The following is a 23,022-nucleotide window of genomic DNA, read 5'->3' as shown; positions in this document are numbered from 1 at the left end:
TCGCCCCGAATTCATTCGGCGGGCGTCCCCCCGCGGCGGCACGCCCCTTCGCCCCGAATTCATTCGGCGGGCGTCCCCCCGCGGCGGCACGCCCCTTCGCCCCGAATTCATTCGGCGGGCGTCCCCCCGCGGCGGCACGCCCCTTCGCCCCGAATTCATTCGGCGGGCGGCCCGGCGGCACGCCCCTTCGCCCCGAATTCATTCGGCGGGCGTCCCCCCGCGGCGGCACGCCCCTTCGCCCCGAATTCATTCGGCGGGCGTCGAATTCATTCGGCCGGCGCCTCTGCGACGGCCCACTTCCCCTCGAGCACCTCCTCTCCCTGCATATGCTCTTCCTTCACCACGGCCGCCGGCCTCGGCCTCGGCTGCGACGCAACCGGCGCCTCCAACAGCCGACGACTACCCGCTCCGGGGTCTGGCCGCCCCTTGTCCAGCATTTCCACCAGGCGTTCCAGTTCATCCTGTTCGAGAATATCGCCCTTCTTCTTGAGATACTCCTGAATCAACTGCAGCCGCGCCTCGGCGTAGCGCAGTTCGATCTGCTTATCCTGATCCATCTGCTGCACCTGCACATCGGCCATGCGTCGAATCTTCTCCATCTCCTGGGTATGCACCATCTGCAAGTAGCTGCGGCGAAATTCCGCATCCTGCACCAGCAGCGAGGCCGGATTGTGGGGGTCCATGTGCTCCATCTGCATCGCCAGCAAGCGCAGCTCGTGCTCTTTGCGTCGCGTTTCTGCCTCCATGCGCCGGCTTTCGCGTGCCTTCTCCGCCTCAGCCTCCATCGCTTCACGCTCGATCTGGCTCTGCAGCTTCTTGCGGCCGGCATCCAGCGTGGCCTGCGCAATCTCGACGGCAATCTCCTCCTTGCGAATATCCTGACTCTTCTGCCGCTCCAGTTGCTCCAGATTATCCTGCAGGTCGCGCTGCTTTTGTCCCTCCAGATCGCGCTTGATCTGGATCGCCACAATCTCCTCCAACGATTTGCGCACGGTTTCCGGTAGCTCGAAATCAACGGACACCTTCTCCACCCCCAGCCCCAGGTGATGGCGGTCGCCCAGGGCTGTCGCCATCGCTTCGCCCTTGGCCAGGTTGGTATCAATGTCCTGGTAGCGCAGCAGCGTGCTGAAGAGCTTCTGCAGCTCGGCGCAAATCTCCTCACACAGACGCTTGAGCGGGTCCTGGTTGATGTTGCGCACGATCTTTTCAGGGTCCAGGATGTGAAAATAGAGCTTGATCGTCGCGTTCAACTCCGAAACGCGGTCGCCCAGGCGAAAATTGGCTTTGGCCTCGAACGGTCGCGCCTCCTCCAGGTTGACCAGGTAGCCGATGATGCGCTCGTCGTCGTTGCGCAGTTGCATCTGCAGCCGGCCACGGTCCACCAGTGTCAGCTTGTCGTTGGCGCGCAGGACCCGCTGCAGCACCGGCTGTTGGCCGATGCGCTTGCAGATAAACAGCATCATCCCGCTCAAATCCATCTGGCTGCGCACAAACTCGCGCAGTTCGCCCACCGCCAGCGCCTGCACGGCCTGGCTTTCCAACAGATAGTTTTCAGTTACCATCGTCATCTGCTCCTTTGCCTTCGTACAAATTCGTGCCATTCGTGGCGAAAGAATACTTGGTCTCTGTGCAAGAAATCGCCAGTCTTATTCGCGGACTTCGCGGACTTCGCGTCTTAGCGGTTCAGTCCTTGCTCACCTCACGCGCCAACAATGCAACCGCCAGCGCGGCCGCGCCAGGGTGACGGCGGCGATCGGCGCGCCAGCGCCTCAGGCCAGCCTCGAAAAAACGCGGCGCGTCGTGGATTGACCCCTGCGCCAGGCGTCGCCAGACCTGCGCGATCAACTGCTGGACGGCCGCACGCGCCGGTGTACTGCCGGCCGCATCCTCCGCCCACATCTGCAGGATGTCGAGCACCACGCGGTATTGCCGTTGATCCTGCTGCCAGATGTCGCACCAGCCCAAAAACGCCTGCGTCACGCTGTCCACCAACAGACTCGTTTCCTCGCCCGCCAGCGCCAGGCGCACCATCTCATGATACGGGCCGCCCGTGGCACGCTGGCGTTCGGCTTGCGCCAGGTCATTGTAAACGTCCATCACCTGCGCCCAGACCAGCGCCGCGGTCAGGCGCAGCGTGTGGCTGGGCAGTTGCGGCTCATGCATCCACGCGGTCAGTACACGCAACACCGGCCGCACATGCCCCTGCAGGCTGAGCACCACCAGCGTAAAGCTGAAGGCTGGCAGCACCTGGCCCACCGCCTGGCGGTCGTTGACCAGGTGAAAGGCCAGGCCCAGGCGCTTCATCTCCGCCAGCGCCAGGTCAATGCGCTGCTGGCCGATAATTTTGAGCGCAGCCGCCACAGTCCATTGCCGCTTCCAACGATCGCCGCCCGCGGGCCGCGTCTCCACCCAGGTGTGCAGCAATTGCAGCGCCTCAGCGCTCGCGCCCCCTTCCGCCAGCACGGCATCCAGGGTATAGCCCACCGTCGCGCGCACGAACGCGGCATCGCTGTCACGCCAGCGTTCGAGCAGCGGCTGCAGCAGGCGGCCAAAGTCCAGCGTGCCGATCGCACCAAGCGCACGCGCCGCCGCGATGCGCACCTCCAGATTGCCCTCCTTGACCAACGTCTCCAGCAGCGGCGCCAGGCCCAGCAGCAGGGCGTGATGGTTTTCCTGCAAAAAGCCCAGCATGGCGCTCTGCAGCTCGGCGTCCTCGAAACGCACGCGGCGCACCTGCGCCACGCCCGTTTCCAGGCGCTCCTCCACCGTCACCACCTCGCCATGCACGGCCAGCAGCAGGTCCGCGTCGTTGTCGGCAAACAGGCTGGGCAGAGGCGCCGGCGCGGCGCCGGCGGTTGCGGCCGGCTGTTCGGCCGCCGGCAGCGGTCGGCGGTTTTCCTGCAGCGCCCGGCCATGCGCGCTGAGCAGCTCGTACAGCCGCCAGAAATCGGTCAAGCGGGCGTCGTGAAACAGGCAGAGGGTGACGGCCAGCCAACGCAGGCGATCATCGGTCAGCCCTTTGAACAGGCTGCGCGCCTCAGCGCGCACATCGAGCGCGGTCGCGGCCAGGCGCTCGGCCAGGCGCCAGTTCGCCTCCACATCGTCCGGCCGGCACTGCTCGGCCAGGCTGCGCGCATAGAACTGGGCGAACTTGGCAATGCGCCGCGGCAGGCGCAAGCGCTGCGCCAGCCATTCCACCCGCTCCCGCAGGCCCGCGGTCAACTGCTGCCAGGTCTCATCGCCGGCCGCCCAGGTGACATGGCGCTCCAGCACCTGGCCCGGCGGCGGCATGCCGATTTCCACCAGGGCGCCGGCCTCCTGCAGCGCACGGCGCACACTCGCATTGGCGATCAGGGGCGAGGTCTGGCTGCACACCAGGATCAGCGTGCTTTTCACCTGGGTCAGCGTGGCGCGAATGCGCGTCACCGACGGCTGCTGGCGCTCCTCGCTCAGTTCACGCACCACCGCGTTGGCCGGCTCGCCCTGGTCATAAACCACCAGGATCGTATTGGCCGCCTGTTCGCCGTTCAACAGGCTGCGTGTGGAAACGACCAGGCGTTGGGGCAGCGCGTAGATGCGCGGCGCGGGGCCATGCCGGGCCTGTTGATCGCGCAACTGCAGGGCCAGCGCCAGCGCGGCGGTGTAACAGCCGCTGCCCGGCGCGGCTGTCAGCACCAGCAGGCGCCGGCTCAGCGCCGCGCGGGCTGCGTCCAGGCCGGGCGGCGCCGCGAACACCCGCAGCACCATCTCCTGCTCATCCGCGCCCACCTCGAACTCGCTCAGAGCAAGCCTGGTTTCGGCCGCCAGTGCGCCGCCGCTCAGCGCCAGGCGTTCAGTCTCATCGGCTGCGCCCGCCTCCTGCCCGCTGACGCGCATCAGATCGGCCAGCTTTTGCGGCGCAATGCTGATCGTGATGTTGTTCACGGTCTGCGATTCGTCATGCACGCGCACCACGCCCGCGTCGCCGCCCACGTGAACGCCGCCCCCTGACGGCGCGGGCGGCGACGCGTTCAGCGCGGTCTGGCATTTGGCGCAAAAGAGGGCATCATCCGGATTTTCATACTGACAGGCAGAGCAAGAGCGCATCAGGAACTCCTTTCAGAGACAAAGGATGAAAGAAAAAACCAGGTTCTTTGATCCCCTGGTTTCCCCCGTCTGACGATTTGGTTGTGCGTTGGCACGGGGGAATGATTAGCGCGGGGGTGTGGCTGCTCAGGCTGCCAGGGAGTCGGACAGGATTTACAGGATTGACAGGAGATTTGGCTCTCTGTGCCGATTATTATGCCCACCACAGGGCAAAAATCCTGTTCATCCTGTCAATCCTGTCCAAGCTGGCGCGCGCAGTGAGCAGGAATGCGGTGGTTACGATTCAGGCCAGCGGCGCCGCGCCTGACCCATGCCGATGGTGGTTTGCGTGCCCACGCCGCTGAAGAGGGCAAAATCGGCCAGCACATTGAGCGCCACCAGCCAGTAGCGATCCCTGCGCACGGCCGTGTACTGGGCCATGCCTTCCGCGCCGATGTAAAGACCGCTGTTCTTGGTCTGCACCGGCCGTGTGTGCAGATCGAAGCGGCTGAGCGCGACGTTTTCTTCCACGAACTGGCGCGTGTCGGACGCCAGCGGAACCGGGCTGAACGCGTTCCAACGGTCCGCCAGGCTGCCAAAGACCAGGTAGGGCAGCGGCGCCGGCATGGTCAGCCCCTTGGACGAAAAGGCCGTCGGGCTGCCGAACTCCAACTGCACCTGGGCCGACGCCTCGTCCGCCCTATGCACATAGGTGCTGAGCAGTTCCTGGTAAGTGGCTTGCCCGGTCCAGCTGTGCTGGCGTTCGTCGCACACCACCCCCGTCACCTGGAAGACCTCGCCGTCCAGTTCCCAGGTTGCGGGCGGCTGCTCCAGCAGACCGCGGGCCAGCGCCTGGCTGATACGCGCCTCCAGCCCGGTGATGCGCACCTGCACCTCTTCGCCGGCGCGGATCAGCGACTGTCCTCCGCGCGGCAGATGATTCAGCAGTGACGAACAGGTCAACGGCTTCGGCCCCTCGCCCGCGTGCGCCACATCACCCAGCCCCGGCTCCACCTGCTCCAGCCGGCGCAGCGTCGCCGCATAATTCGCCCGCCCCAAGTGCGGCGGCAGCGCCAGGTTGCGATCAGCGGTGAGTTTGAGTACAATGGCAATGAGCATGATTGACAATCCTTCTCGATAAGCCAAAAAGGGCCTTACGACTAGCTTTGCGGTTTTTCAGAGTCCAGGAGGTGCTGGCTGCAACGACGTTGGATTGGCGAAAACAGAAACCCATCACGCGCTTGGCGCCTTGCAAAGCGCCAGGCGTGTTGGCCTCAGTGCCATCTTACTAGATCAGGTAGGGCGTGATATCCACCAGGACAGGCTCCATTTTTCCCTTGTCGATCGGTTCACCCTTCCAGTCGCGGTCACTGGCCATGTATTGCATCGTACGACCAGGAACGAGACAAGCCAAAGCTGCGCCGACGCTCATCAACTTAAGCCCGCCAGTGATGTCGCATATGATGTTTTCTGGCCGATAGGGGCTACGGGTGAAAATCTCATCCACTTTCTGCCAAAGCTGAAAATAGGACCGCGACGGTACCGGCGCCACCAGGTTGAAGTTTACTTTCAGTCCCGGGTGCAGCAGTTCAAACCAGCGTTGCAAAACAGGGGCCAGCCAGGCTGAGCCATGCTGCAATGTGCCATTCGCACGGCTCTCATCCGGAGTGCCCAACAGCCAGCACTCGCGCAGAGCGCCGACCTGGGCATGCCATTCCAGGGCGCGCAGGGCGGGTGTCAGATTCGTGTTGTTCAGCAGTGCGAAGTCCGCAGACGTCAGATTCTCTGACGCGCTTTCGCGGATATGTGTGATCGTAGTTTCCACCTCAGCTCGGCGTTGCTGATTCTCTGCGGCTGTTCCTCCTGTCGGCGGATTCAGTGTGCTCAACAATAAAATCACCCCTGCTTTGCCCGTGGGTTGGTTGTCTTGCATCTCGATAACCACAGTCCGCTTACGTCGAACATACTGGAAGTACAGGCCCACAACAGCCAAAGCCAGTCCGATTATAATGATCCAGTGCCCTGGGATCAACCACAGATACCAGTCTCCCAACGCGCTAGCCAGCACGTTACCGAGCAGGCCGATCAGGAAGGCGCCGAGCGCCAGTGATAGATTGGGTTGAGCGATCAGTTCTGCGACAAAGTCAGTAAAAGAATCTTGACGAGTTAATTTCTGAATCATGCTTTCACCACCTGTTGGTATCGCCGTGTCCTCTCTCGCACCGCCTGCGATTGATGATCTCCGCCGCCTCGAAGCGTTGTGGCAGGCCGCCGGCGCACGATGACAGTGCGGGTTGCCAACTTTTCCGAAAATTGGCAACTCTCATGAACGGCGCTCCTCAAGCCCATCGCCGCGTGCGCGCCTCCTCACGCACCTCCTGCAAATTGATGATCTCCGCCACCTCGAAGCACATGTCAGGCTGCCCGCCGCCGATCGCAGCCGCACGATGGCGGGGAAATCGTGGCCGTGAGAGTTGCCAACTTTCGGAAAAGGGTAACTCTCACAGGCTCAGTGCCAGCCGCCGACAGTTGTTTTTCGACGACCCAATGGCGCCGCGACCTGGCCTAGTTGGGGCAACGGGATGAGAGAAATCAATGAATCAATCAACAGCAACGTCTCTTACTTCCGAAAGCGGGCCAGGAACTGATAGGGCGTCAACAGGCGCGCTCCGCCCACCTCGGCGAGAATCAGCAGATCCTCATCCACCGTAATCACATCGGGGACCCCCGCCGCCAATGCACAGGCGATGAACTTATCATCTTTCGGATCCCGGCTGTAAACAGGGACTTCTCCCAGCGCCGGCAGCAGTTCCACTTTGCGATAGATGATTTCCAGAAGCGCTTCGGTATTCTCTGGCTGAATGAGCTTGCGGATATAGTCCCGTTTCAGCACACCGGTTAGCTCGGCCATCAACTCCGGCGCAGAGACCAACGCGATCTCGTCGTTCAGCCAGCGGACTTCGATCAATTCCTTGATCGCCGCGCTCGGCTTGATAAGATAGCGGATGAAGACACCGGTATCAATGACGACGCGGATCATGTAGCCCCGCCCTCGTCAGCGGCGACTTCCGTGCGGGCGCGTTCGATCAAGGCGGAGATCTCCGCCTCGCTTAAGCTGGCGGCGCGTGCCGCGGCCGCGGCCGACGCCAGCTGCAAGCGCGTGCGCAGGAGTTCTCGTTCCGCCCCCACCAAGCGCTGATAGCGCCCATACTCGATGATCGCCACACGCGGCGTACCGTAGCGTTCCACCACGACATCGGCATCGTGCAACGCCCGCTCCACCGCCGCACCGAAATTTTGTTGCACCTGGCTGGACTGCAATTGGATCACCACAAGCCCCATCTCCTTTTTGGATGTTTTATCTATGTTGCATGACATAGATAAGTATAAAACAAGGTGGGAAGTGCGTCAAGTCACCGTAAGTTGGCAACTCCATAAACGACGCTCCTCATGAGGGTTGCCAACTTTTCCGTAAGTTGGCAACTCTCATGAACGACGCTCCTCAAGCTCAGCGCCGCGTGCGCGCCTCTTCACGCACCGCCTGCAAATTGATGATCTCCGCCACCTCGAAGCGGGGCGGTGTGCTGCCGGCTACCGGCCGCAGGCGCACAATGGGCGGGAAATAACCCATGCGGCCGTGCAGCTCGGCCAGCAGCACCGCGGCGCTGAAGTTCAGCGCGGGCGGCACGATCAGCAGCCGCGTCGTTTGCCAGGCCTCGGATGAGAGCCCGGCCGCGTCGGCCAGCGCCGTCGCCTGCGGCGCCAGCGGCTGCTGCACATCCACCTGGCTGTTGAGCGCGATCACCTGCACGGCCTCCGCGCCGATCAGGCTGCGAATGGCCGCCAGGTGAGCCTCGGTCAGGGGGTGGGAGAAGTTGAGTAATAGTGTCATGGTCGGTGCGTCCTCGTCCAGGCGCCGAAGCTGGGCCTTGAGGCATGCCCAGGATGGCGTAGGCACGTGATTGTCGTCATTTTTCGTAACTGCTCAGCCAGGCAGTGAGAATGATCTCGATAGCGCCCGGAGTGCCCCCCTGCCCCCAATCCTGGGGGAGCCGAATGCTTTTCCCCCCAGGATTGGGGGGGCAGGGGGGCCGCCTGAGCAGTTACCCCGGTAGCCAGTAAACCTGGTTGCGCATTTCGTCCGCCGTCACGCGGTTCAGCAGGTGTAGCAGGCGGCGGATCGTCTCGCCCGGCAGTAACTGCTCGCAAACGATGATCCCCCAGTGGATGCGGCCGGTCGCCAGCCAGGCCCGGTGCAGCAGGAGAAAATCAACCGTGTTGAAGGTGAAAAGGGCGCGCTGTTGATCGGCCGCCAACGCCAGTTGTTCAGCATCGGTCAGACCCCACGCCCCGGTTTCATGCACGCTCACCGCATCGAAATACCGCAGCCGCAAAGCCGCAGCCACACCCTTGTGTACATCTTCATCAAGGTACAGGCGTGCAAACAGCGTTGGCTCCTCAGGCATCCTGCGCCTGCCCAACGCTCAGAACGCGACCGTCCGCCGCGACCTGCAGGCCATACTGCTGACTGAGAGGGACCAGTTGATCCTCTGCGATCTCCTGTTCGATCTCCGCCTGGTGGTCATGGTAATAGCTGAGCGCTTCGTACACCTGGGCCGGCGTCAGGTGCGGTAAGCCGGCCAGAATGTCATCCGCGCTGAGTCCCAGCTTGTGATAGCCAACGATCGCCTTGACCGGTGTGCGGGTACCTTGAATGATCGGCCGACCGCCGCAGACTCCCGGCACACGGGTGATATGCCGGTATTCAGCCAGGTCGGATGAATCTGCGGCTGCTTCCATCGCCGGGGTGGCCGGGGCGACCGGGGTGGCCGGGGTGGCCTGGTTGCGTGCGCGTTGGCGTTCAGCCTCGATCAACTTCTGATAGCGTGTGTACTCGACAATCGCCACGCGCGGAATGCCATAGCGTTCCACGATCACATCATCGGCCATCATGGCCCGATCCACGGCCTGACCGAAGTTCTGCTGCACCTGGCTGGAATTGAGGATGATGGTCATACGACTTCTCCTGAGGCGTATCTTATCTAAGTTATCTAACTTAGATAAGTATAGTCTCCGCGGACTGGGTTGTCAAGACGTATCTGCAAGGGGCGCATCTCAGAATGGGGGGACCGGGCGATTGCAGGTCGCCCGATTTTATATTAGCTCGTCGTCGTCTGGCGGCAGGTAGCTCAGGTAGATATTGATCAGCTCATCGTGCAGACCCCAACCGAGATCCGCCGCATCGCGAACAAGCTGCGCAAAGCGTGGGCGCAAACCTTCCGTCGTCGCCGGGTCACCGAGATTGGCAGTCCGCTCTGCTGCTCCCAGATAGACCGACGCCAGGCTCTGGTAGACCGCTGGATCGAGATTGCCGTAGGTTCGGGCGCAGGTCACACCTTCCTCGACATAGAAGAGCATCAGATCAATGACTGGCAGTGGGTCATGGCAGAGCTTCTTGAAATCGTTCACCGCCTTGCGCGCCACGCGCAGTTGCAGGCTGGGCAGGCCCCGGTCAGGATTGAACACCTGGGAAATGGCTTTGCGATACGGCGCCACCATCTCCGCCGGCGTCCCGGGCAGCAGGCGCGTGGTCAGAAAGAGCCGGTTATCCGCGTTCAACGCATACAGGTCATGCAGGAGAAGCAGGAAGTCACCCTTCTCCAAGTTCCTAAGCCGTGCGTTCACGTGCGTCCAGGTGTAGGTGGGTTGCTTGGGCATCGAATTCCCCGCTGTGGTTTACGGCTTCCTGATTTTTGTCAGCAATGGCAGGCCTCTCGACTCCTCACCTGGACGGTCCAACGTCAGGTTCGGCAGGCCGGTCAGGATGTCATCCGCGCTGAGTCCCAGCTTGTGATAGCCAATGATCGCCTTGACCGGTGTGCGAGTGCCTTGAATGATCGGTCGTCCGCCCCAAATCCCGGGCACGCAAGTAATGTACCGGTATGTCGCCCGATCGGCCTGGGCCGGAGTGGACTCTGCGACCGGGGCTGCTGGCTCAGGCCAGCGCCGGCGCTCCGCCTCCAGCAGGCGCTGGTAGCACTGGTAGGCGATTATCGCCACGCGCGGCATTCCGTAGCGTTCGATCACCACATCATCACCGAGGGTGGCGCGGCCCATCGTCGCGCCGAAATTCTGCTGCACGTGACTGGAATTGAGTACGATGGTCACAGAACCTCTCCCAGGGAGAATCTTATCTGTTAGATAACTTAGGTCAGTATAGTCACCGCGGACTGGGGTGTCAAGATGCAAGGGGCGGACCGGGCGCGTGGTCAGGAAGATCTGGTTGTCGAAATCGAACGCATGGAAATTGTCTACAATTTCCAAAACCTCATTTTGTTCCACATCTGGCCTGATGTTCGAAATGCAATCTTGGGCAGAGTGAAGAATAGCACACACCGCCAGAGCCAGATGGCAAATCACAAGAATTACGATAACTCGCAAAAGCGATCATCGCCCAGGCTCCACCCCGGTTTATCTTGCCATCTGCCGGGCATCATTACCCGAATGAACCGAATATTTGCGCCTGTCTGCTGTTCGATTTCACGGGCGTTCTGGCGAATGTCTTGATCGTAGTCCCCCTGTAGGTTACTGAATATGAAGCCTTCCACTTGAGCGTGATCTGAGTCAACTCTCTCGTTTGAGGCGCGACTATTTTCAACAGCCGCCTCAATTCTGCGCTTCAACTGAACGAGCGCCTTGCGCTGTGTCGCTGTGCTATCCGAGCCGGTATGGATCAACTTGCATTCACCAAGATAGACATGACTTAGCTTACCAGAGTTATATTTGAGACAAACTCCATCGACTTCATTTCCCCACATGTTATGACCGCTGGCGCCACCGACATCAAAGCGTCGAGTCAACCACAATGTACATTCCTTTTCAAAAAGTATATCGTGTTGCTTCCGATTGATTAGAGCATATGGATCTACATAGTGTTGATTGATGGGACTATTACTCTCTGCGCAATGTATTACAAGGCCACTTAGCGCCTGGCATAATTCATTACGAATTGACAACTGTTGTAAGCACTGTTCTGTAGATCTGGAATGAACAAGCTAGCAAAAGTACGATACTAGATCCAATATCGGAAGGGATTCTGTTATTACACTGTCTTAGGGCAACTTGTATTAGATGTCGGTCAATATCATCAAGTTTGCATTCGACAATCACTTCCTGAATATGTCGAGGTAACGAATCTTCGATGTCTGAGTCTATCGGCAATGCCTTAAACCTAGTACCACTAACAAGGTGGCGCGCCACTGCACGAGCGACTTGCTCACCATTACTTTTTAGCGATCCAGGGCTGCTGACGAACTCACCGTAAGCCTTTTTTAGTAGACGAGTCATAACAAAGCGATACCTGTCTTTGTTCTGATCGAGTCCCGCCAAAGTTCGAGTACAAGCCTCGTTTGTGCTGGCAACCTTAAAAGCCTCAGGATCAATAAGTAACTGCATGGCTTCCACCTATGGTAATGCACTCACCAAAGCAGCTAGCTCGATCAAGTCATCGGCAAAGAAGTCATCGAAAAGAGATGGTGCTTTGCTTGAATCAAGTTCTCCCTGTTCGTTGATGCCGATCTGAACGACCTTGCTGTCAATACTGTCCCGATAGATGAAATGAAAACATAGATCATCTGTGTTCAGTGGCCAGTCAAGCAACTCTTGTCCCGTCTGAGGATGCTCATTTGCCTTAATGCGTTTGAGCTCATAGGCGAAAGTCTCGGCGATTCGCCGGCGAAAGCGCAACAAGAGGTGTTCACTATGGGTTTCGATTAGCAGACGTGGCCCTGGTGGAGGCAGTTTATTGGTCGCTCTAGGAATTTCGGGAGGCTGGCGGTGCTCCCGCAACGCTTTCTCGACCTCCTGGCGCCACATAGGAAGTGCTTCGCCAAGAATCGAGTTGATAAACATATCTCCGAGTCTGGCTTGAGCAGATGGATGCAGATGCAACTCCGGTTGCTCAACAATCACTAGAGAACCGGGCTTCGCAGTCACACACTGCACAATCACAGGCAGCACCTGCGAAGTGCCGAACCCCATCGCGCTCAAGGGACGAGGCGGCGATTGATCATTCTCAATCACGCCGACCTCGAATTCCGCAACCAGCGCCCCGATTTCCGAGGCCAGATGCGAATCAGGGCGCTTTGCTAACTGCAGTCGCTCGAGCCAAAAACCGATTTCGTCGATTTGCTCCTGCCGCAGCTTGCCGCCAATGAAGTCAAGAAACGCCGTCCAGTCGCGTGATCTCCACTCGAAGGCAGTCGCGCGGTCGAAAGAATAGCGGCGTTGCGGTTCAGGACGAATTGGCCCCAAATGAACGATCCCGTCCAGAAAACCAGCAATCTCGCCTTTGAGCATGCGGAACAGTTCGCTCAGGAAGTTATAGTTGCCTCGATCATCGGTTTGAGGCTGGATGAACTTCAGGTCGAGAAACCCCCAACCGAGTTCGCAGCCAAAACCCTTCCAAGCGCCAGGTTCCCCACGGTGGGCGAGAAGACCCTCGACGTACCAACGTTCGCCGTCGAAGAGAGCGGCATCTTCTGGCTCAAGCAAGCCTGCTTGAAAGAGCAACTGCTGTTCATCTTGATCAGCAACCGTCAAGCGGAGTTGCAGGTCAGCCAGCTCGATACGAGTGGGGTCAATCTTCTCGCGTGTTTCGCGATATGCTGCATACCCCAATGCAACCTCGATCGCTGCTGTTTGGTTTGCCCCCACGCCTGCGAATCCAGGTTTGGCAAGCATGTCCTGAATTTCGGAACTGGAGCAGCGGAAATGAAACCAGATATGCTTCTCGGTTTGCCCGTTGTGCACTGCTTCCTTGAACCCACCCAGATCGACGCCGTACAGGTCTTCGAACAGAAATGGCGTTCCCTTCTCGCCAGGGCCAAGGCTCTGCCTGAGCAGCAGTAAAGCGCGGATGAGCGCACTTTTGCCAGACGAATTGCGCCCAAACAGCAGCGTGATCGGCCGCAGGTCGATCCAACCGGTGTTCGCGAAGGCCATGAAATTTTGGAGACGGATTGCTTCGACGGTCATGTGATTCTCCTACAAGTCAGGGAAGCCAGCGCAGGACGTTGACCTCCCTGACTTGCCCTTTGCTATGGTATCGGACGGACTTTCTGCGCCTGCATGCCCTTAGGCCCTTGTACGATCTCGAAACTAACGCGCTGCCCGACCTGCAAGGCTCGATTTCCCTCCACAGCCGAGATGTGCATGAAGACATCCCGCTCCTGGCTGCCATCAGGCTTGATGAAGCCGTAGGCCCGGTCATCCAGCCAACGCGTGACTGCACCAGTTCGGCGAGCATCGCCCTGCTGCGCAGGTAGGCTGCGGGTGACTTGGGCCGGCTTCGGGCGAGGCGCGGGCTCGTTCCTGACCGGGCGTTCCTCGCTCCGTAACGGGGCGTCGTTGCCCGCGACCACCGCCAATGGATCGGCCAGGACCGGACGTTCTTTGTACTCGTTCAGCTTGTCATTTTCAGTCTCGACCTCCATATAGCTGGTGGTCTTCAGCCATTGCTCTGTGCCCTCGCGCCACTCCAGCATGGTTAGCAACATGCGGATGCGTTCCACATCAGCCAGACGAGTCGCCCCGCGTAGCTCCACGGCGTCCAAAACATACCTCTCAAACAGCTTGGTGTATTGCGCAGCTTCGGCTGGTCGTTCGGCCAGATGCCAGCCGCTATCATCGAACAACCGGCCGTAACGATCAGCCTGGTTACAGCGATCGCTCAAGATGAGTCGAGGTGTGATCTTGACTGCTCCCATTCCCAGGGGTTTACCCATGCCCAATTTGTGACGGTAATCCTTACCCGACTCACCTGGCAAGGCCAATGCCCACCATAGCGCGCCTAATTCCTCTAGCCGCAGGTTCTCGAAACACACGCTGAACTTGAACCGCACACCAGCTTTCACTGGAATGATCCGCGTAAGCTGCTTCTCATGCTCACGTTCCTTGGCGCTGGCTTCAATGTCTGGGGATGCGCCGCGATGCCAGTACTGTTTGTGCCCACGTACCTGGGTGCTGTTGGGCGGAGAGCCATAATGGGCGAGCGTTTCCTTTTTGTCGGGATGGTGCCCTGTACGATGATCCTGCACCAGGTAGTGTTGGAAGGTGGTTACCTTTGGCCCGGAAAGGGTGTGCGGGATGATCGGCTCTGGATGCAGCCAGACGCCATCCTTCGCATCGACATAACGCGCATCCTCAAAGAAGACCCGACCCGCGCGTTGGCCCGCAGGAGAATCATTACTTTCCACCCAGCCAAAGATAGCATCAGCCAGATCTGGCCGTGGATCATTGCGCAAAGCATCGGGCACGAAATCTGTCGGCGTCGCTGCGCGGTTCGAACCAAATAGCCGCGCAGGGATGCGGAAGTTGGGTGAATGACCAAAGTAGGCTACTTCGTTGTCTTCGGTCACATAAAAGACCGGCTTACCGTGATAGAGACATCCGTGAGGGCTGTCTTTGCCTTCGCTCCAGGCAGTTAATTCTTCTTGCTGGTACGGAGTAAGCCCTGCAAGATAGTCCTTCACCGCCTGAGGCTTTACGCGAATCGCTTTTGCCCTTGTATTCTCTGATAGAACCAGCGTCTGGCTCTTGCGCGGCGATCGCTGGTCAGGCCGATCTTGAGAAGCTTCTTTCATGTTGCCTGAACACACCAGCCATCCTGTGTAGCCTTGAGACGCCGCCAGCCGAGTGACAGCCAGATAACTTCCACGTGGGCCGCGCCGAACCTCGACATCGAATTTGACTGCATGAATCTGTGGCCGGTACTTGGGATCATCGAGACGAACATATTTAGGCAAGTCGCTGCTGCTGATGTTGAGATCCTTGACTTTCAGGAACGCATCTTCGCTTGACCATCCCATGTCTCGGGGGGTGAGGGCAGGTTGCACGAACCACTCCTCGCCGCGCTTTACCAGGTATCCAGCGCGCACATTGCGACTTAAGGATCCAATCACCTGGCGATATGGTTCGCGCAAGGGATCGGTATTAGAGCGCCACGGCGCGGAAGGTGAAAGTCGGCTCCTTGCCTACCCAGCGCATGCGCCCGAAGCCAATGATCTCCACCAGGCTTCGCGTCATCCCGCGCAGGCTGCTGCCGGGGATGGCGGGACGACGATGGCCCTCCACAAGGGCTTCTTCGGTCGCAAAGAAGGGGGCGCGTCGTTTTTTCTCGGTTGGTGTGAGTTGATCCGGCCCCTTCTCACCAAACTCTCGATAATCAGAGGGTGTCAACATGCCGCGCACGTAGAGTGGTGAGCAGGTTTCCATCTCGCATTCGATACGCCCGGTCAGCAATTCCTGGTCGTAGCTGTCATGGTTGGGCAGGCTGGCTGCTGGCGCCATGTGTTCCGGCAACGGTATGAAGTTATACGGCGCGTGAGCCGAGAAGGTGTGTCCTGCGCGATCGCGGCGCGGTTGACTGGGATCGGTGTGCTGTAGTGCCATGATCAGCCTCCTTTCTGGGATTTGAGAAGTCCAAGATCGAACAGACGGCTCAATACGATAGCAGCCCGGCCCTGTTCATCAGACACGATATAATGACGCACCGTCAGAGCGGCGCGGCGACGTGCTGGCACGTCGAGTGGGACAGCATGCAGCAGCCCCTGTTGGCCCTCCTGAAGCAAAGTAAAGCCCTGCTCTTGTCTGCTCGTCGTCCCCCACAGAATCTGCTGCTCGTGCCATGCGGAATCGGGTACTGCCTCGCCGTCCATGATGCTACGACCTCGAAACGTCATCCCTTCCCGCCACAACAGTAGTTCGCCCTCCGGCCCAAAGATGCGAGCCTGCTGCACTGTTTGGGCACGTAATTCGACTGCAATAACAGGATATTGGCTTTTCATGTCGTCAAGATCACTGGATAGTACAATCGTCTGATTCTGCTCTCGTCGGCCCCAAATCACGCCATCATCGGCGTGGACGAGCAACCAGGGCATCTTTTCTGTCATCTTCTCGGTCAGCCAATCCCGTGGCGCACCCTGGAAGTCCGCCAGTTTTTCTTGTGCGATCGGCTGCCAGTATTGCTTGTTCATGCTTCCCTCCTGAGTTGCCACAATGCGGCCACGAAATCTTCGAGCGTCGAGCGAAGGCCGTTCCCGCCAAAGGTCAGACCGCCATCTTTGTCGACGCCCAATTCCCATGTGGTCTCCTGATCTGCTGTGCGGTTGACTACTCTGGCGTTTCGACCCGCCAGCCGGCCCCGAACCAACGCTGCTTTCTCCGCCCAGCGGCAAATCGCCGGTCCAGAGGTCCTTCAATACCAGCAACAGCAAGCCCATCTCGGTCTCCTTTGGGTTGCGCAGCGTTAGGGTCAACTTCACTTCGGCCTCCGCTCCGCCGAAGACAGGTTGTTCACTGAACAACGCCGTCGGGAACGCACCGCCGGTGAAGCGATCGATCTTGACCCGGCTTTCCACCATGTCACGACTGCCACTCACAAGGCTCTCCTCGGTGACGACGCGACTGCCGACTGGTTTAGGGCGATCTGCAGCGCTGAGCTTGGTGTGCGGCGAGGCGCCTTCTTCGTCCATGTGGCCAAACATGCTGTCGATCAGCTTTTGCGCCTCGTCCTGCCCCAGCACCGTCTTGGCGATGCGAAATGCCCGGCTACGTACAGCGCCTGCCAGGCTGGTGCCCGGAACAATGGGATGCAGCTCACCCCGACGCCGCGATTTCAGATGCAGCATATCGGGGCTGCCCGGCTCCCCGCTGCTGGAGCGGATGAGCAGTGAGTTTGGTAGACCGAATGTGGCTTCGATCCGAAACCAGTTGCGTTTGTCGGACGGGCCTTGGCTGACATCTAACAAAGCGAAGATGTCATCACCTCGCTTCTCGGCTTTTCCATCATCATCCAACCAGGTCAGCAAGCCTTCCGGTTTGGTCAAGTTATAACGACGAACCCGCCATTCTGTTATCCGGCAGCGCCCGTAGCCGCGACGTTTGCGCTGCCCTAGCCCAATCTGGCCGCGTGTAAGTCCATCCAGTGTGGTTGCCAGGCCGGGCAGCAAGTCTCGGTTGTCTTTCGTTTCCAGGAATTCGAGGCGGATATCGAAAGCCGTGCCGGCCGCCAGCAGCTCGATGTCGAACTTCTTCTTGTCCTCGGCCGTCCTGGTGGCTGTGTCAATGGCTACACCATCACGCAACTCGAAACCGGTCGAGACGCCCAGCGCGTCATCTACCAACAGCCAACTTTGCAGCGTGGATTTCTTGTCGAGCCGGCCAAAGAGTTGTTCAGCCAAGTCTTTTTCTTGCGCCTCTTCGCCATAGCCGCGTTCGATCTCGCGCAAGTGGCTGCGCAGCGCGCCGGCGATGGAAGCGCCGGTCAGCAACGGCGTCACCCCGTCGCGCGGGTCGCGCAACAGCGGCATATCGGTGACGCCCACCACGTCGCCGTTGCCGAAGTGCGCTGGGGTTTCCAGCACCAGCCGGCCGACAATGACGATTCGTCCGGTAATATTGCGTGCAGTGCGTCCGCTCATCGTTTGGCCTCCGTTTTCATTCTTGCCGCTGCCTGCATGACGCCGTCGATCAGCCGCGCGGTATACTCGACGCGCAGGTTTTGATCCAGGGCTGCTGTTTGCCCGGCCACAGTGGGGAGCGCCGTTGCCCCCAACAACTGCTCCTTGACGTCAAGCGTCTGCGCGCGATCGTGAAGCCACTTGAACAGCGTCACGTCGCCCATTCGGGCGTTCTCAAGTTGTGAGCGCCCTGCGCTCTTCAAGTTGTCGAGATGATTCAAGAGAGGGGTCATATCTGTTCTCTGCGCCATCCCTGCCAGGGCGGCTTGCCGGATAGCTGAGATCTGCGCCTTCTCCGGTGCCTTCCGCAACCTTTGCACATCATCGTTGACTTTCCGTGCAAGCTCCCGATCGAGCACCAGGCGTAAACGGCGCTGCGCCATCGCCTGTGCTTGTCGTTTACTCTCTGTTGAAAGCGTCGGCGCACTTGCTTCGGGACTCTGCGCCTTATCCTGATGAACAAGAGGTGCGACCTGCCAATTGACGGCGATACGACCAAAGCCTTCGGTCCGCCGCTCCCCTACGCCGCTCTCCATCGCTTCCTTGAACGTGTCTCGATTGACACCCTCAGCGTCGAACACGAAGACGCTTCCCTCTGTGAGAGCCCAGGTCTGCGGTAACGGCAAGCTCCACTTGCGGTTGTATCCTCCCACCAGTTGTGTATGACCAAAGGCAGCTGTGGCCTTGGTTTCTGCTGGCAGACCGAGGCTTCGCGCCAACGCCTTGCCATCATCCCACCCCACCTGACCATCGTCGCCGCGCACGATCGCAGGGCTGAGCAGCGTGACAATCAGGCGACTGTCTGACGCCGGGTCGCCGACTTGTTCATATTCAAGCCAGCCCGCTTTGTCTTCGATTACTTCGACTGCCACCCGTCCATACCCGGCAAGATGGGCGTTGCCCAAAGACAGATCGCCTGCTATGAGCAGGTCTTTGATCTCGGTCAAATCGTGGTCTTCGGACGCAACGATGACGCCGATGAAGCTCTGCCCAGGCGCTAGGGCATCATATCGAAACACCAAATTATCATCGCCGCGACGGTTCACGTTCATCAACGCGATATGAACCTGATCGTAACGCGCTGGCTTGACCAGAGTGGCGTGGTACTCTATCTCATCCCAAGGATTCTCAGGTTCGGAGTGCGACAGCTTGCAAAACGGGCCGCCTTTGGGCGGCTTCGGTTCTTTGAGGTCGGGAGATGGGCTGACCGCCAAGTCATGGATCATCGCCGATGAATCGTTTGCCTGATCTTTTTCGGTGAACCAGGAGGTAGGAGTCGGTAAGGTTCGCTTGCCGTCATACTCAGGGTAGGCATTCAAATAGCACACCGTGCCATCCAGAAACCCTGCACGACCAGCGGGATTAATCGCCAGGTCGAGGCCCTTGTGGACCGCCACCCAGCGCGCCGCCACTGCGCCGCGCAGGGTGCTGCCAGGGATGTAGTCAAAACCCACGGCGCTGTTTTCTTCACCGGCGCCGGCTTGAGCCACCAACATTGGCTCAAGAAGACGTAATCGGTAAACGATGGCTTTCATGGCATCACCGCCTTGCGGAATTCACGGAAAAGAAGATCGGTTACAGGTTGACCCTCAGCATCCAGCAGCTCGGCGCGCAGGCGTCCTCGCCCCCGGTTGCGACCCGTGCCTGCCCGCCGGAGGGCTTTGACACAGGCTGCCAGCAGCGCCAAATCCTCTGGCTTCGGTTCATCCAGAAAATCCAGCGCCGCCCAAAAAGCGGTATTGCGCAGCACCACCCGCATAGTGCGCAACGTGTTTTCTTGCGGCACACCCCATTCATCCATCGCAGTCTGGCGTCGTAGTGCAGTGGCCATTTCCAGCACATCGTTGGGGGTGAGGCGTCCTTTTTGCACATCTTCCATCAGCGCCAAACGGAGATCGTCAGGCAGACGAGCAGGTCCCACCCGCAGGATGGCTTCGCCCTTCAAATTGGCGCCGCTGCGACCAAACAACCTATCCCCTACTGTACGCCAGCGATCCTTCTGATCAGGCCGGGCCTTTTCCAGTGCAAACACGAGGTCGGCGCATTCGGCGCCCAGTAAACCCTTGAGGGTGCGTCCGCCAAGATACGGCAGTCCAACCTCGTCATGCTGCACCTCAGCATCCACCAGCCCAGCGACGCCGTCACCCCGACCGAAGGTGGCGTCACTCAGCAACGTCAAACGCAGTTGGTAGCTTTTCACAGGATTACACCTCCTCCAACGGTACATAGAAATCGAGCGCCTCGATAGCATCGAAATAAAGACACGTATTGCCCTGCCACCCTGTCTGAGCTGCGTCGCCGGCGCTGGCCAGAGCCAGTGGCTGTGGCAATGTTGGGCTGTCAGGCAGGTTACGCAGGAAAAGCCGCACCGCATTTGGCCCGGCACGCAGCGCCTCGCGCAACCCCTTGACCTTGTTGCGGCGGTTGAACCATTGACCATCCGGCGAAACAAATTCCTCCAAGATGTCACTGAATACATCCCAGGACCGCCACTCGTTTGCATCAACCGGCGCAAGACGGAGTGGGCGCAGGAGGAGCGACGGAGCATTCTCACCTTGACCAAGCATGTATTCTCTCTGCCGAAGTTGCTTGAGTGGCTGTACCAGTCCCGTCACTGCAAAGTGCCAGTCCATCGCTGCTATCCGGCGCTTGTCGGAATCTGCCTTCCGGATAAACTCCTTTGCTGAAGCACACAATTCCTCGGCCAGCCCGTATGCACGGGCGAAAGGATAGTGGTTCTTGACGATGGCGATGCCGGCGCGAGCATACAGCGGATCGCCGTCTGGCAATATCTCTCTAGCCAACCGTGATAGATAGTGCGCGGCCAACGGCAAGCCCAGTCGTCCATCGCAGACAAATGTGACGTCGTCGCCGCCAAAGACGATGGGTCGGAAGGGTAGGCGTTCTGTACCGTCATCGTCCCGCCGTATCGGTATCTTTCTGCCGATCTTATAAAGCCTCTCTTTCTTGTCCCACTCCCGGTTCGTCGGCGCCAGCAGCACGCCCACCGTTGAGACCAATGCAGTATGCGCGGCTTCCTGAACCTTGACCGAGAATGCGCGCTGGGCCCTGATATAGGCCTCGTCGCTGTCGCTATTTTGGTCGGCATACGCCTCGATGCGCTCGCCCATCCGATTGCCGTCGGTATGCACGACAGCCAGGTAGGAAGACTCGTCACGGTCTCCCAGCTTGTTGAAATCGTAGATGAATTCGTAATTGAGGCCGCGGATATCGCTAAGGTACTCCAGTAGACGTTCGTTTCCCAGCCCGTCGGGTCTTCCTGCTCCTTGTTTGGCTGCCACCTCGGCCGAAACGTAACGATTATCCGAGTCAATGCCTACTGCCGGCGCGCCCGTGAAGTTGCACGCTGCCGTCACACCTAATCCTAACAGAGGGGCTGAATGTTGCGGGGCGCGCTTTTTTACAGCGAGTTCATCACGAAGACCTTTAACCGTGGCCGCTAGCTGACCCACTGCGTAAGGCCGATGCGCCAAGATCAGGCGCAAGCCAGGCGCCTCCTGCAGAGCTTTCTTGGTCAACTTGAATGCTACGTCTTTCGCTTTAACATCCGAAGCGAATAGGATCAACGCGTTGCCGCCGCCCGCGTAGACCACCTCGGCGGCCAATCCGTCAGAAAGCCCCTTGTCGGTGAGCCGCCAGCGTGCAGACGCGCTACGTTCGGACCTCTCGGCGTTGTGGGGTCGCGGCAGCAAGCCGCTCTGTTCGGCAAAGAGCCAATCGGTGGTTGCCTGAGTCACCAACTCTGACGCCCCGATATTCTGCGTCAGTTCGTTGCTGCCAAAGACATAGTCCTGAATGCCGCTCGCGTCAATGAGCATAGCAGTGTGTTGAGTCATGAAACCTCCTGATTTGCTTCGCGGAACCACTTCAGCAAGTGGGAAGATAAGTCACGGATATGAGAGCGGCCAAACACCCTAATTTTGCCGGCCGCGTCCCATGTCTCTGATACTTCGAGTTCTAGTTCTTTCACTTTCTGGTCGTCACAAAAGGTGACTGCCGCAAATCGTGCTTCATCTCCGCCTAGTTGCCCGGCGCGAGTGACAGCCTCCAGCAGATGGTCTTTTGCCGGTTCTTTCTTCTCAGTCACGACACATGATATGGCGAACAACTGATACCCTATGATAGCCGCCACATCCAATTCGAAACCTGGCCGAGAGGGGGCCTTGATGACGATCCCTGCGGCAGAGTCGTCTGGCTGAGCTTGCCCAGCGACAGCGCGTACTGCATCAAACACATAGTTCTCCAGCCATTCGCCTACAAAGTACTTTCCGCACTGGTTCAAGCGATGAAAACCAATCGCTTGCGCCACACCGCTTTCGTTTGCGCTACCTCCACAAACGGCATCGAAGGCATCAACCGCCGGCCTCAATAGTGGAAACTCGCCCAGGTCAGGCAATTTGACACCATTCGCCCAACTCTCTAGCCACTTGCGCCACTGACCCATGCCGCCAAGCGCCAGATGCACCTCCGTGATCGCATGGTTGAGCAGTGAATTACCCCGTCGGTTCTCCAACCTCGAAATTTGGTAACCGTGCAAGTCAACAATGTCATCCAGCTTCAACCGGATCGAGCGCCCGACGGGAATCTGCTGCACTGTGCCGCCGCCCGGATCGATGACCATACTCAAGGTTCGTGCATCGAGATAGCTGAACATGCCTGCCGGAAACGACTGAGAGAGCGCCCGGTAACCATAGGCGGACATGGGCTTCGTGCCGCCCGTGAAGTTGAGGCCGACAGAAAGCCGCGGATAAGAACTTTCGAAAGGGTGGGCTACCTCACCCACCTTGCGAGCAATCGCCGGGCCATCTGCTTCCGAGACGCCGTACAACTGAATGGTCAGACCAGGCCGATCGCTCCTTAGCCGACGCGCCAATCGCTCTGCCACACGTGATGTCGCAACTGAGTGAAGCAAGATGATCGTGCCTTGCTCCCGCGCCAACAAGCGCGCTGCAATGTAATTGGGCAGTGGGTTGGCGCCGACGAGCAAGAAAAGGACGTCGGTTTGATATGGTCTAAAGTCGTTGTTCATTATTTTTTCTACCCTACTATTCGTATTCGATGCACTTAGTGTGACATCCCCCTCCTCCCCTCCATTCTACCACACAAATACTCTCACTGGTCTTCCAACTTTCTCTCATTTTCTTTCATCTTTTCCTCTGATGCCATCCCTGCCGGGGCGTGTTACGCTTTACGCGGAGGGGGGTGAATTTGTCGGTCCAGCCATGCGTCCGGGGACAAGTCCCAGGCTACCTGGCGCTCGGCCGGGAGGGTGGGCTTGGGGGTGGGGACCGCGGCTAATGTCGTGAAAAAACAAACAGCCGCCATCCCCGCGCTTGCGCGCGGCGATAACGGCTGTTGATGGACGAGCATCGGTTCGGAAGCAAGGCTCGATGCCATGATTGACCCCTGGCTGAGA

21 protein-coding genes are annotated in these 23,022 nt (G+C 59.2%); all 21 read right to left on the bottom strand.

Going from position 1 to position 23,022, the window contains the following annotated elements; genetic code table 11:
* Positions 1-266: 266 nt before the first annotated feature.
* The gene (locus IPM84_14850; GenBank protein ID MBK9094018.1) at positions 267-1,562 is read right to left on the bottom strand and encodes a hypothetical protein; all 1,296 of its coding nucleotides are present in this window, start codon (positions 1,560-1,562) and stop codon (positions 267-269) included.
* Between the two features lie 121 nt (positions 1,563-1,683).
* Positions 1,684-4,086, bottom strand: coding sequence for a zinc ribbon domain-containing protein (locus IPM84_14845; protein ID MBK9094017.1), 2,403 nt, complete (start codon positions 4,084-4,086; stop codon positions 1,684-1,686).
* 276 nt (positions 4,087-4,362) lie between these two features.
* On the bottom strand, positions 4,363-5,184 hold the full coding sequence (cas6, locus tag IPM84_14840) for a CRISPR system precrRNA processing endoribonuclease RAMP protein Cas6 (GenBank protein MBK9094016.1): 822 nt from the start codon (positions 5,182-5,184) through the stop codon (positions 4,363-4,365).
* Positions 5,185-5,353: 169 nt separating this feature from the next.
* Positions 5,354-6,247: a hypothetical protein gene (locus IPM84_14835; GenBank protein ID MBK9094015.1), complete on the bottom strand. Its 894-nt coding sequence runs from the start codon at positions 6,245-6,247 to the stop codon at positions 5,354-5,356.
* Between the two features lie 438 nt (positions 6,248-6,685).
* Positions 6,686-7,105: a putative toxin-antitoxin system toxin component, PIN family gene (locus IPM84_14830; protein MBK9094014.1), complete on the bottom strand. Its 420-nt coding sequence runs from the start codon at positions 7,103-7,105 to the stop codon at positions 6,686-6,688.
* Positions 7,102-7,398 (bottom strand): type II toxin-antitoxin system Phd/YefM family antitoxin, encoded by a 297-nt coding sequence (locus tag IPM84_14825; GenBank protein MBK9094013.1) that lies wholly within the window; start codon positions 7,396-7,398, stop codon positions 7,102-7,104. The genes IPM84_14830 and IPM84_14825 overlap by 4 nt, the downstream gene beginning before the upstream one ends.
* 175 nt (positions 7,399-7,573) lie before the next feature.
* The gene (locus IPM84_14820) at positions 7,574-7,957 is read right to left on the bottom strand and encodes a hypothetical protein (protein ID MBK9094012.1); all 384 of its coding nucleotides are present in this window, start codon (positions 7,955-7,957) and stop codon (positions 7,574-7,576) included.
* A 211-nt stretch (positions 7,958-8,168) separates the two neighbouring features.
* Positions 8,169-8,531, bottom strand: a complete 363-nt coding sequence (locus IPM84_14815) for a DUF5615 family PIN-like protein (GenBank protein ID MBK9094011.1) — start codon at positions 8,529-8,531, stop codon at positions 8,169-8,171.
* Positions 8,524-8,865: a DUF433 domain-containing protein gene (locus IPM84_14810; protein ID MBK9094010.1), complete on the bottom strand. Its 342-nt coding sequence runs from the start codon at positions 8,863-8,865 to the stop codon at positions 8,524-8,526. Before IPM84_14810 ends, IPM84_14815 begins: the two co-directional genes overlap by 8 nt.
* A gap of 354 nt (positions 8,866-9,219) precedes the next feature.
* Complete coding sequence (locus IPM84_14805; protein ID MBK9094009.1) at positions 9,220-9,783, bottom strand: hypothetical protein; 564 nt, start codon at positions 9,781-9,783, stop codon at positions 9,220-9,222.
* An 18-nt stretch (positions 9,784-9,801) separates the two neighbouring features.
* Entirely contained in the window at positions 9,802-10,233 is a 432-nt protein-coding gene (locus IPM84_14800) for a DUF433 domain-containing protein (GenBank protein MBK9094008.1), read from the bottom strand.
* A gap of 257 nt (positions 10,234-10,490) precedes the next feature.
* Positions 10,491-10,925: a hypothetical protein gene (locus IPM84_14795; protein ID MBK9094007.1), complete on the bottom strand. Its 435-nt coding sequence runs from the start codon at positions 10,923-10,925 to the stop codon at positions 10,491-10,493.
* A gap of 142 nt (positions 10,926-11,067) precedes the next feature.
* The gene (locus tag IPM84_14790; GenBank protein ID MBK9094006.1) at positions 11,068-11,520 is read right to left on the bottom strand and encodes a hypothetical protein; all 453 of its coding nucleotides are present in this window, start codon (positions 11,518-11,520) and stop codon (positions 11,068-11,070) included.
* Positions 11,521-11,529: 9 nt separating this feature from the next.
* Positions 11,530-13,101 carry an AAA family ATPase gene (locus IPM84_14785; GenBank protein ID MBK9094005.1) on the bottom strand — a complete coding sequence of 524 codons (1,572 nt, stop codon included), beginning with the start codon at positions 13,099-13,101 and terminating at the stop codon, positions 11,530-11,532.
* 62 nt (positions 13,102-13,163) lie between these two features.
* On the bottom strand, positions 13,164-15,047 hold the full coding sequence (locus IPM84_14780) for a TIGR03986 family CRISPR-associated RAMP protein (protein ID MBK9094004.1): 1,884 nt from the start codon (positions 15,045-15,047) through the stop codon (positions 13,164-13,166).
* Positions 15,048-15,057: 10 nt separating this feature from the next.
* Positions 15,058-15,516 carry a hypothetical protein gene (locus IPM84_14775; GenBank protein MBK9094003.1) on the bottom strand — a complete coding sequence of 153 codons (459 nt, stop codon included), beginning with the start codon at positions 15,514-15,516 and terminating at the stop codon, positions 15,058-15,060.
* Positions 15,517-15,518: 2 nt separating this feature from the next.
* Positions 15,519-17,546, bottom strand: coding sequence for a TIGR03984 family CRISPR-associated protein (locus tag IPM84_14770; protein MBK9094002.1), 2,028 nt, complete (start codon positions 17,544-17,546; stop codon positions 15,519-15,521).
* Entirely contained in the window at positions 17,543-19,120 is a 1,578-nt protein-coding gene (locus tag IPM84_14765) for a hypothetical protein (GenBank protein ID MBK9094001.1), read from the bottom strand. The genes IPM84_14770 and IPM84_14765 overlap by 4 nt, the downstream gene beginning before the upstream one ends.
* Positions 19,117-19,785: a hypothetical protein gene (locus IPM84_14760; GenBank protein ID MBK9094000.1), complete on the bottom strand. Its 669-nt coding sequence runs from the start codon at positions 19,783-19,785 to the stop codon at positions 19,117-19,119. Before IPM84_14760 ends, IPM84_14765 begins: the two co-directional genes overlap by 4 nt.
* Positions 19,786-19,789: 4 nt before the next feature.
* Positions 19,790-21,442 carry a hypothetical protein gene (locus IPM84_14755; GenBank protein ID MBK9093999.1) on the bottom strand — a complete coding sequence of 551 codons (1,653 nt, stop codon included), beginning with the start codon at positions 21,440-21,442 and terminating at the stop codon, positions 19,790-19,792.
* Positions 21,439-22,635 (bottom strand): hypothetical protein, encoded by a 1,197-nt coding sequence (locus IPM84_14750; GenBank protein MBK9093998.1) that lies wholly within the window; start codon positions 22,633-22,635, stop codon positions 21,439-21,441. The genes IPM84_14755 and IPM84_14750 overlap by 4 nt, the downstream gene beginning before the upstream one ends.
* Between the last annotated feature and the right edge of the window lie 387 nt (positions 22,636-23,022).

This window comes from Candidatus Amarolinea dominans, assembly GCA_016719785.1.
GTDB lineage: Bacteria > Chloroflexota > Anaerolineae > SSC4 > Amarolineaceae > Amarolinea > Amarolinea dominans.
Note: the sequence above shows the minus strand (reverse complement) of the source record. Positions and strands in the feature narration are given on the sequence as shown.

Excerpts from the sequence above, each read along its gene's own strand:
- IPM84_14850 (MBK9094018.1), bottom strand. The coding sequence starts at position 1,562 with ATGGTAACTGAAAACTATCTGTTGGAAAGCCAGGCCGTGCAGGCGCTG.
- IPM84_14845 (MBK9094017.1), bottom strand. The coding sequence starts at position 4,086 with ATGCGCTCTTGCTCTGCCTGTCAGTATGAAAATCCGGATGATGCCCTC.
- cas6 (MBK9094016.1), bottom strand. The coding sequence starts at position 5,184 with ATGCTCATTGCCATTGTACTCAAACTCACCGCTGATCGCAACCTGGCG.
- IPM84_14835 (MBK9094015.1), bottom strand. The coding sequence starts at position 6,247 with ATGATTCAGAAATTAACTCGTCAAGATTCTTTTACTGACTTTGTCGCA.
- IPM84_14830 (MBK9094014.1), bottom strand. The coding sequence starts at position 7,105 with ATGATCCGCGTCGTCATTGATACCGGTGTCTTCATCCGCTATCTTATC.
- IPM84_14820 (MBK9094012.1), bottom strand. The coding sequence starts at position 7,957 with ATGACACTATTACTCAACTTCTCCCACCCCCTGACCGAGGCTCACCTG.
- IPM84_14815 (MBK9094011.1), bottom strand. The coding sequence starts at position 8,531 with ATGCCTGAGGAGCCAACGCTGTTTGCACGCCTGTACCTTGATGAAGAT.
- IPM84_14810 (MBK9094010.1), bottom strand. The coding sequence starts at position 8,865 with ATGGAAGCAGCCGCAGATTCATCCGACCTGGCTGAATACCGGCATATC.
- IPM84_14805 (MBK9094009.1), bottom strand. The coding sequence starts at position 9,783 with ATGCCCAAGCAACCCACCTACACCTGGACGCACGTGAACGCACGGCTT.
- IPM84_14790 (MBK9094006.1), bottom strand. The coding sequence starts at position 11,520 with ATGCAGTTACTTATTGATCCTGAGGCTTTTAAGGTTGCCAGCACAAAC.
- IPM84_14785 (MBK9094005.1), bottom strand. The coding sequence starts at position 13,101 with ATGACCGTCGAAGCAATCCGTCTCCAAAATTTCATGGCCTTCGCGAAC.
- IPM84_14775 (MBK9094003.1), bottom strand. The coding sequence starts at position 15,516 with ATGGCACTACAGCACACCGATCCCAGTCAACCGCGCCGCGATCGCGCA.
- IPM84_14770 (MBK9094002.1), bottom strand. The coding sequence starts at position 17,546 with ATGAGCGGACGCACTGCACGCAATATTACCGGACGAATCGTCATTGTC.
- IPM84_14765 (MBK9094001.1), bottom strand. The coding sequence starts at position 19,120 with ATGAAAGCCATCGTTTACCGATTACGTCTTCTTGAGCCAATGTTGGTG.
- IPM84_14755 (MBK9093999.1), bottom strand. The coding sequence starts at position 21,442 with ATGACTCAACACACTGCTATGCTCATTGACGCGAGCGGCATTCAGGAC.
- IPM84_14750 (MBK9093998.1), bottom strand. The coding sequence starts at position 22,635 with ATGAACAACGACTTTAGACCATATCAAACCGACGTCCTTTTCTTGCTC.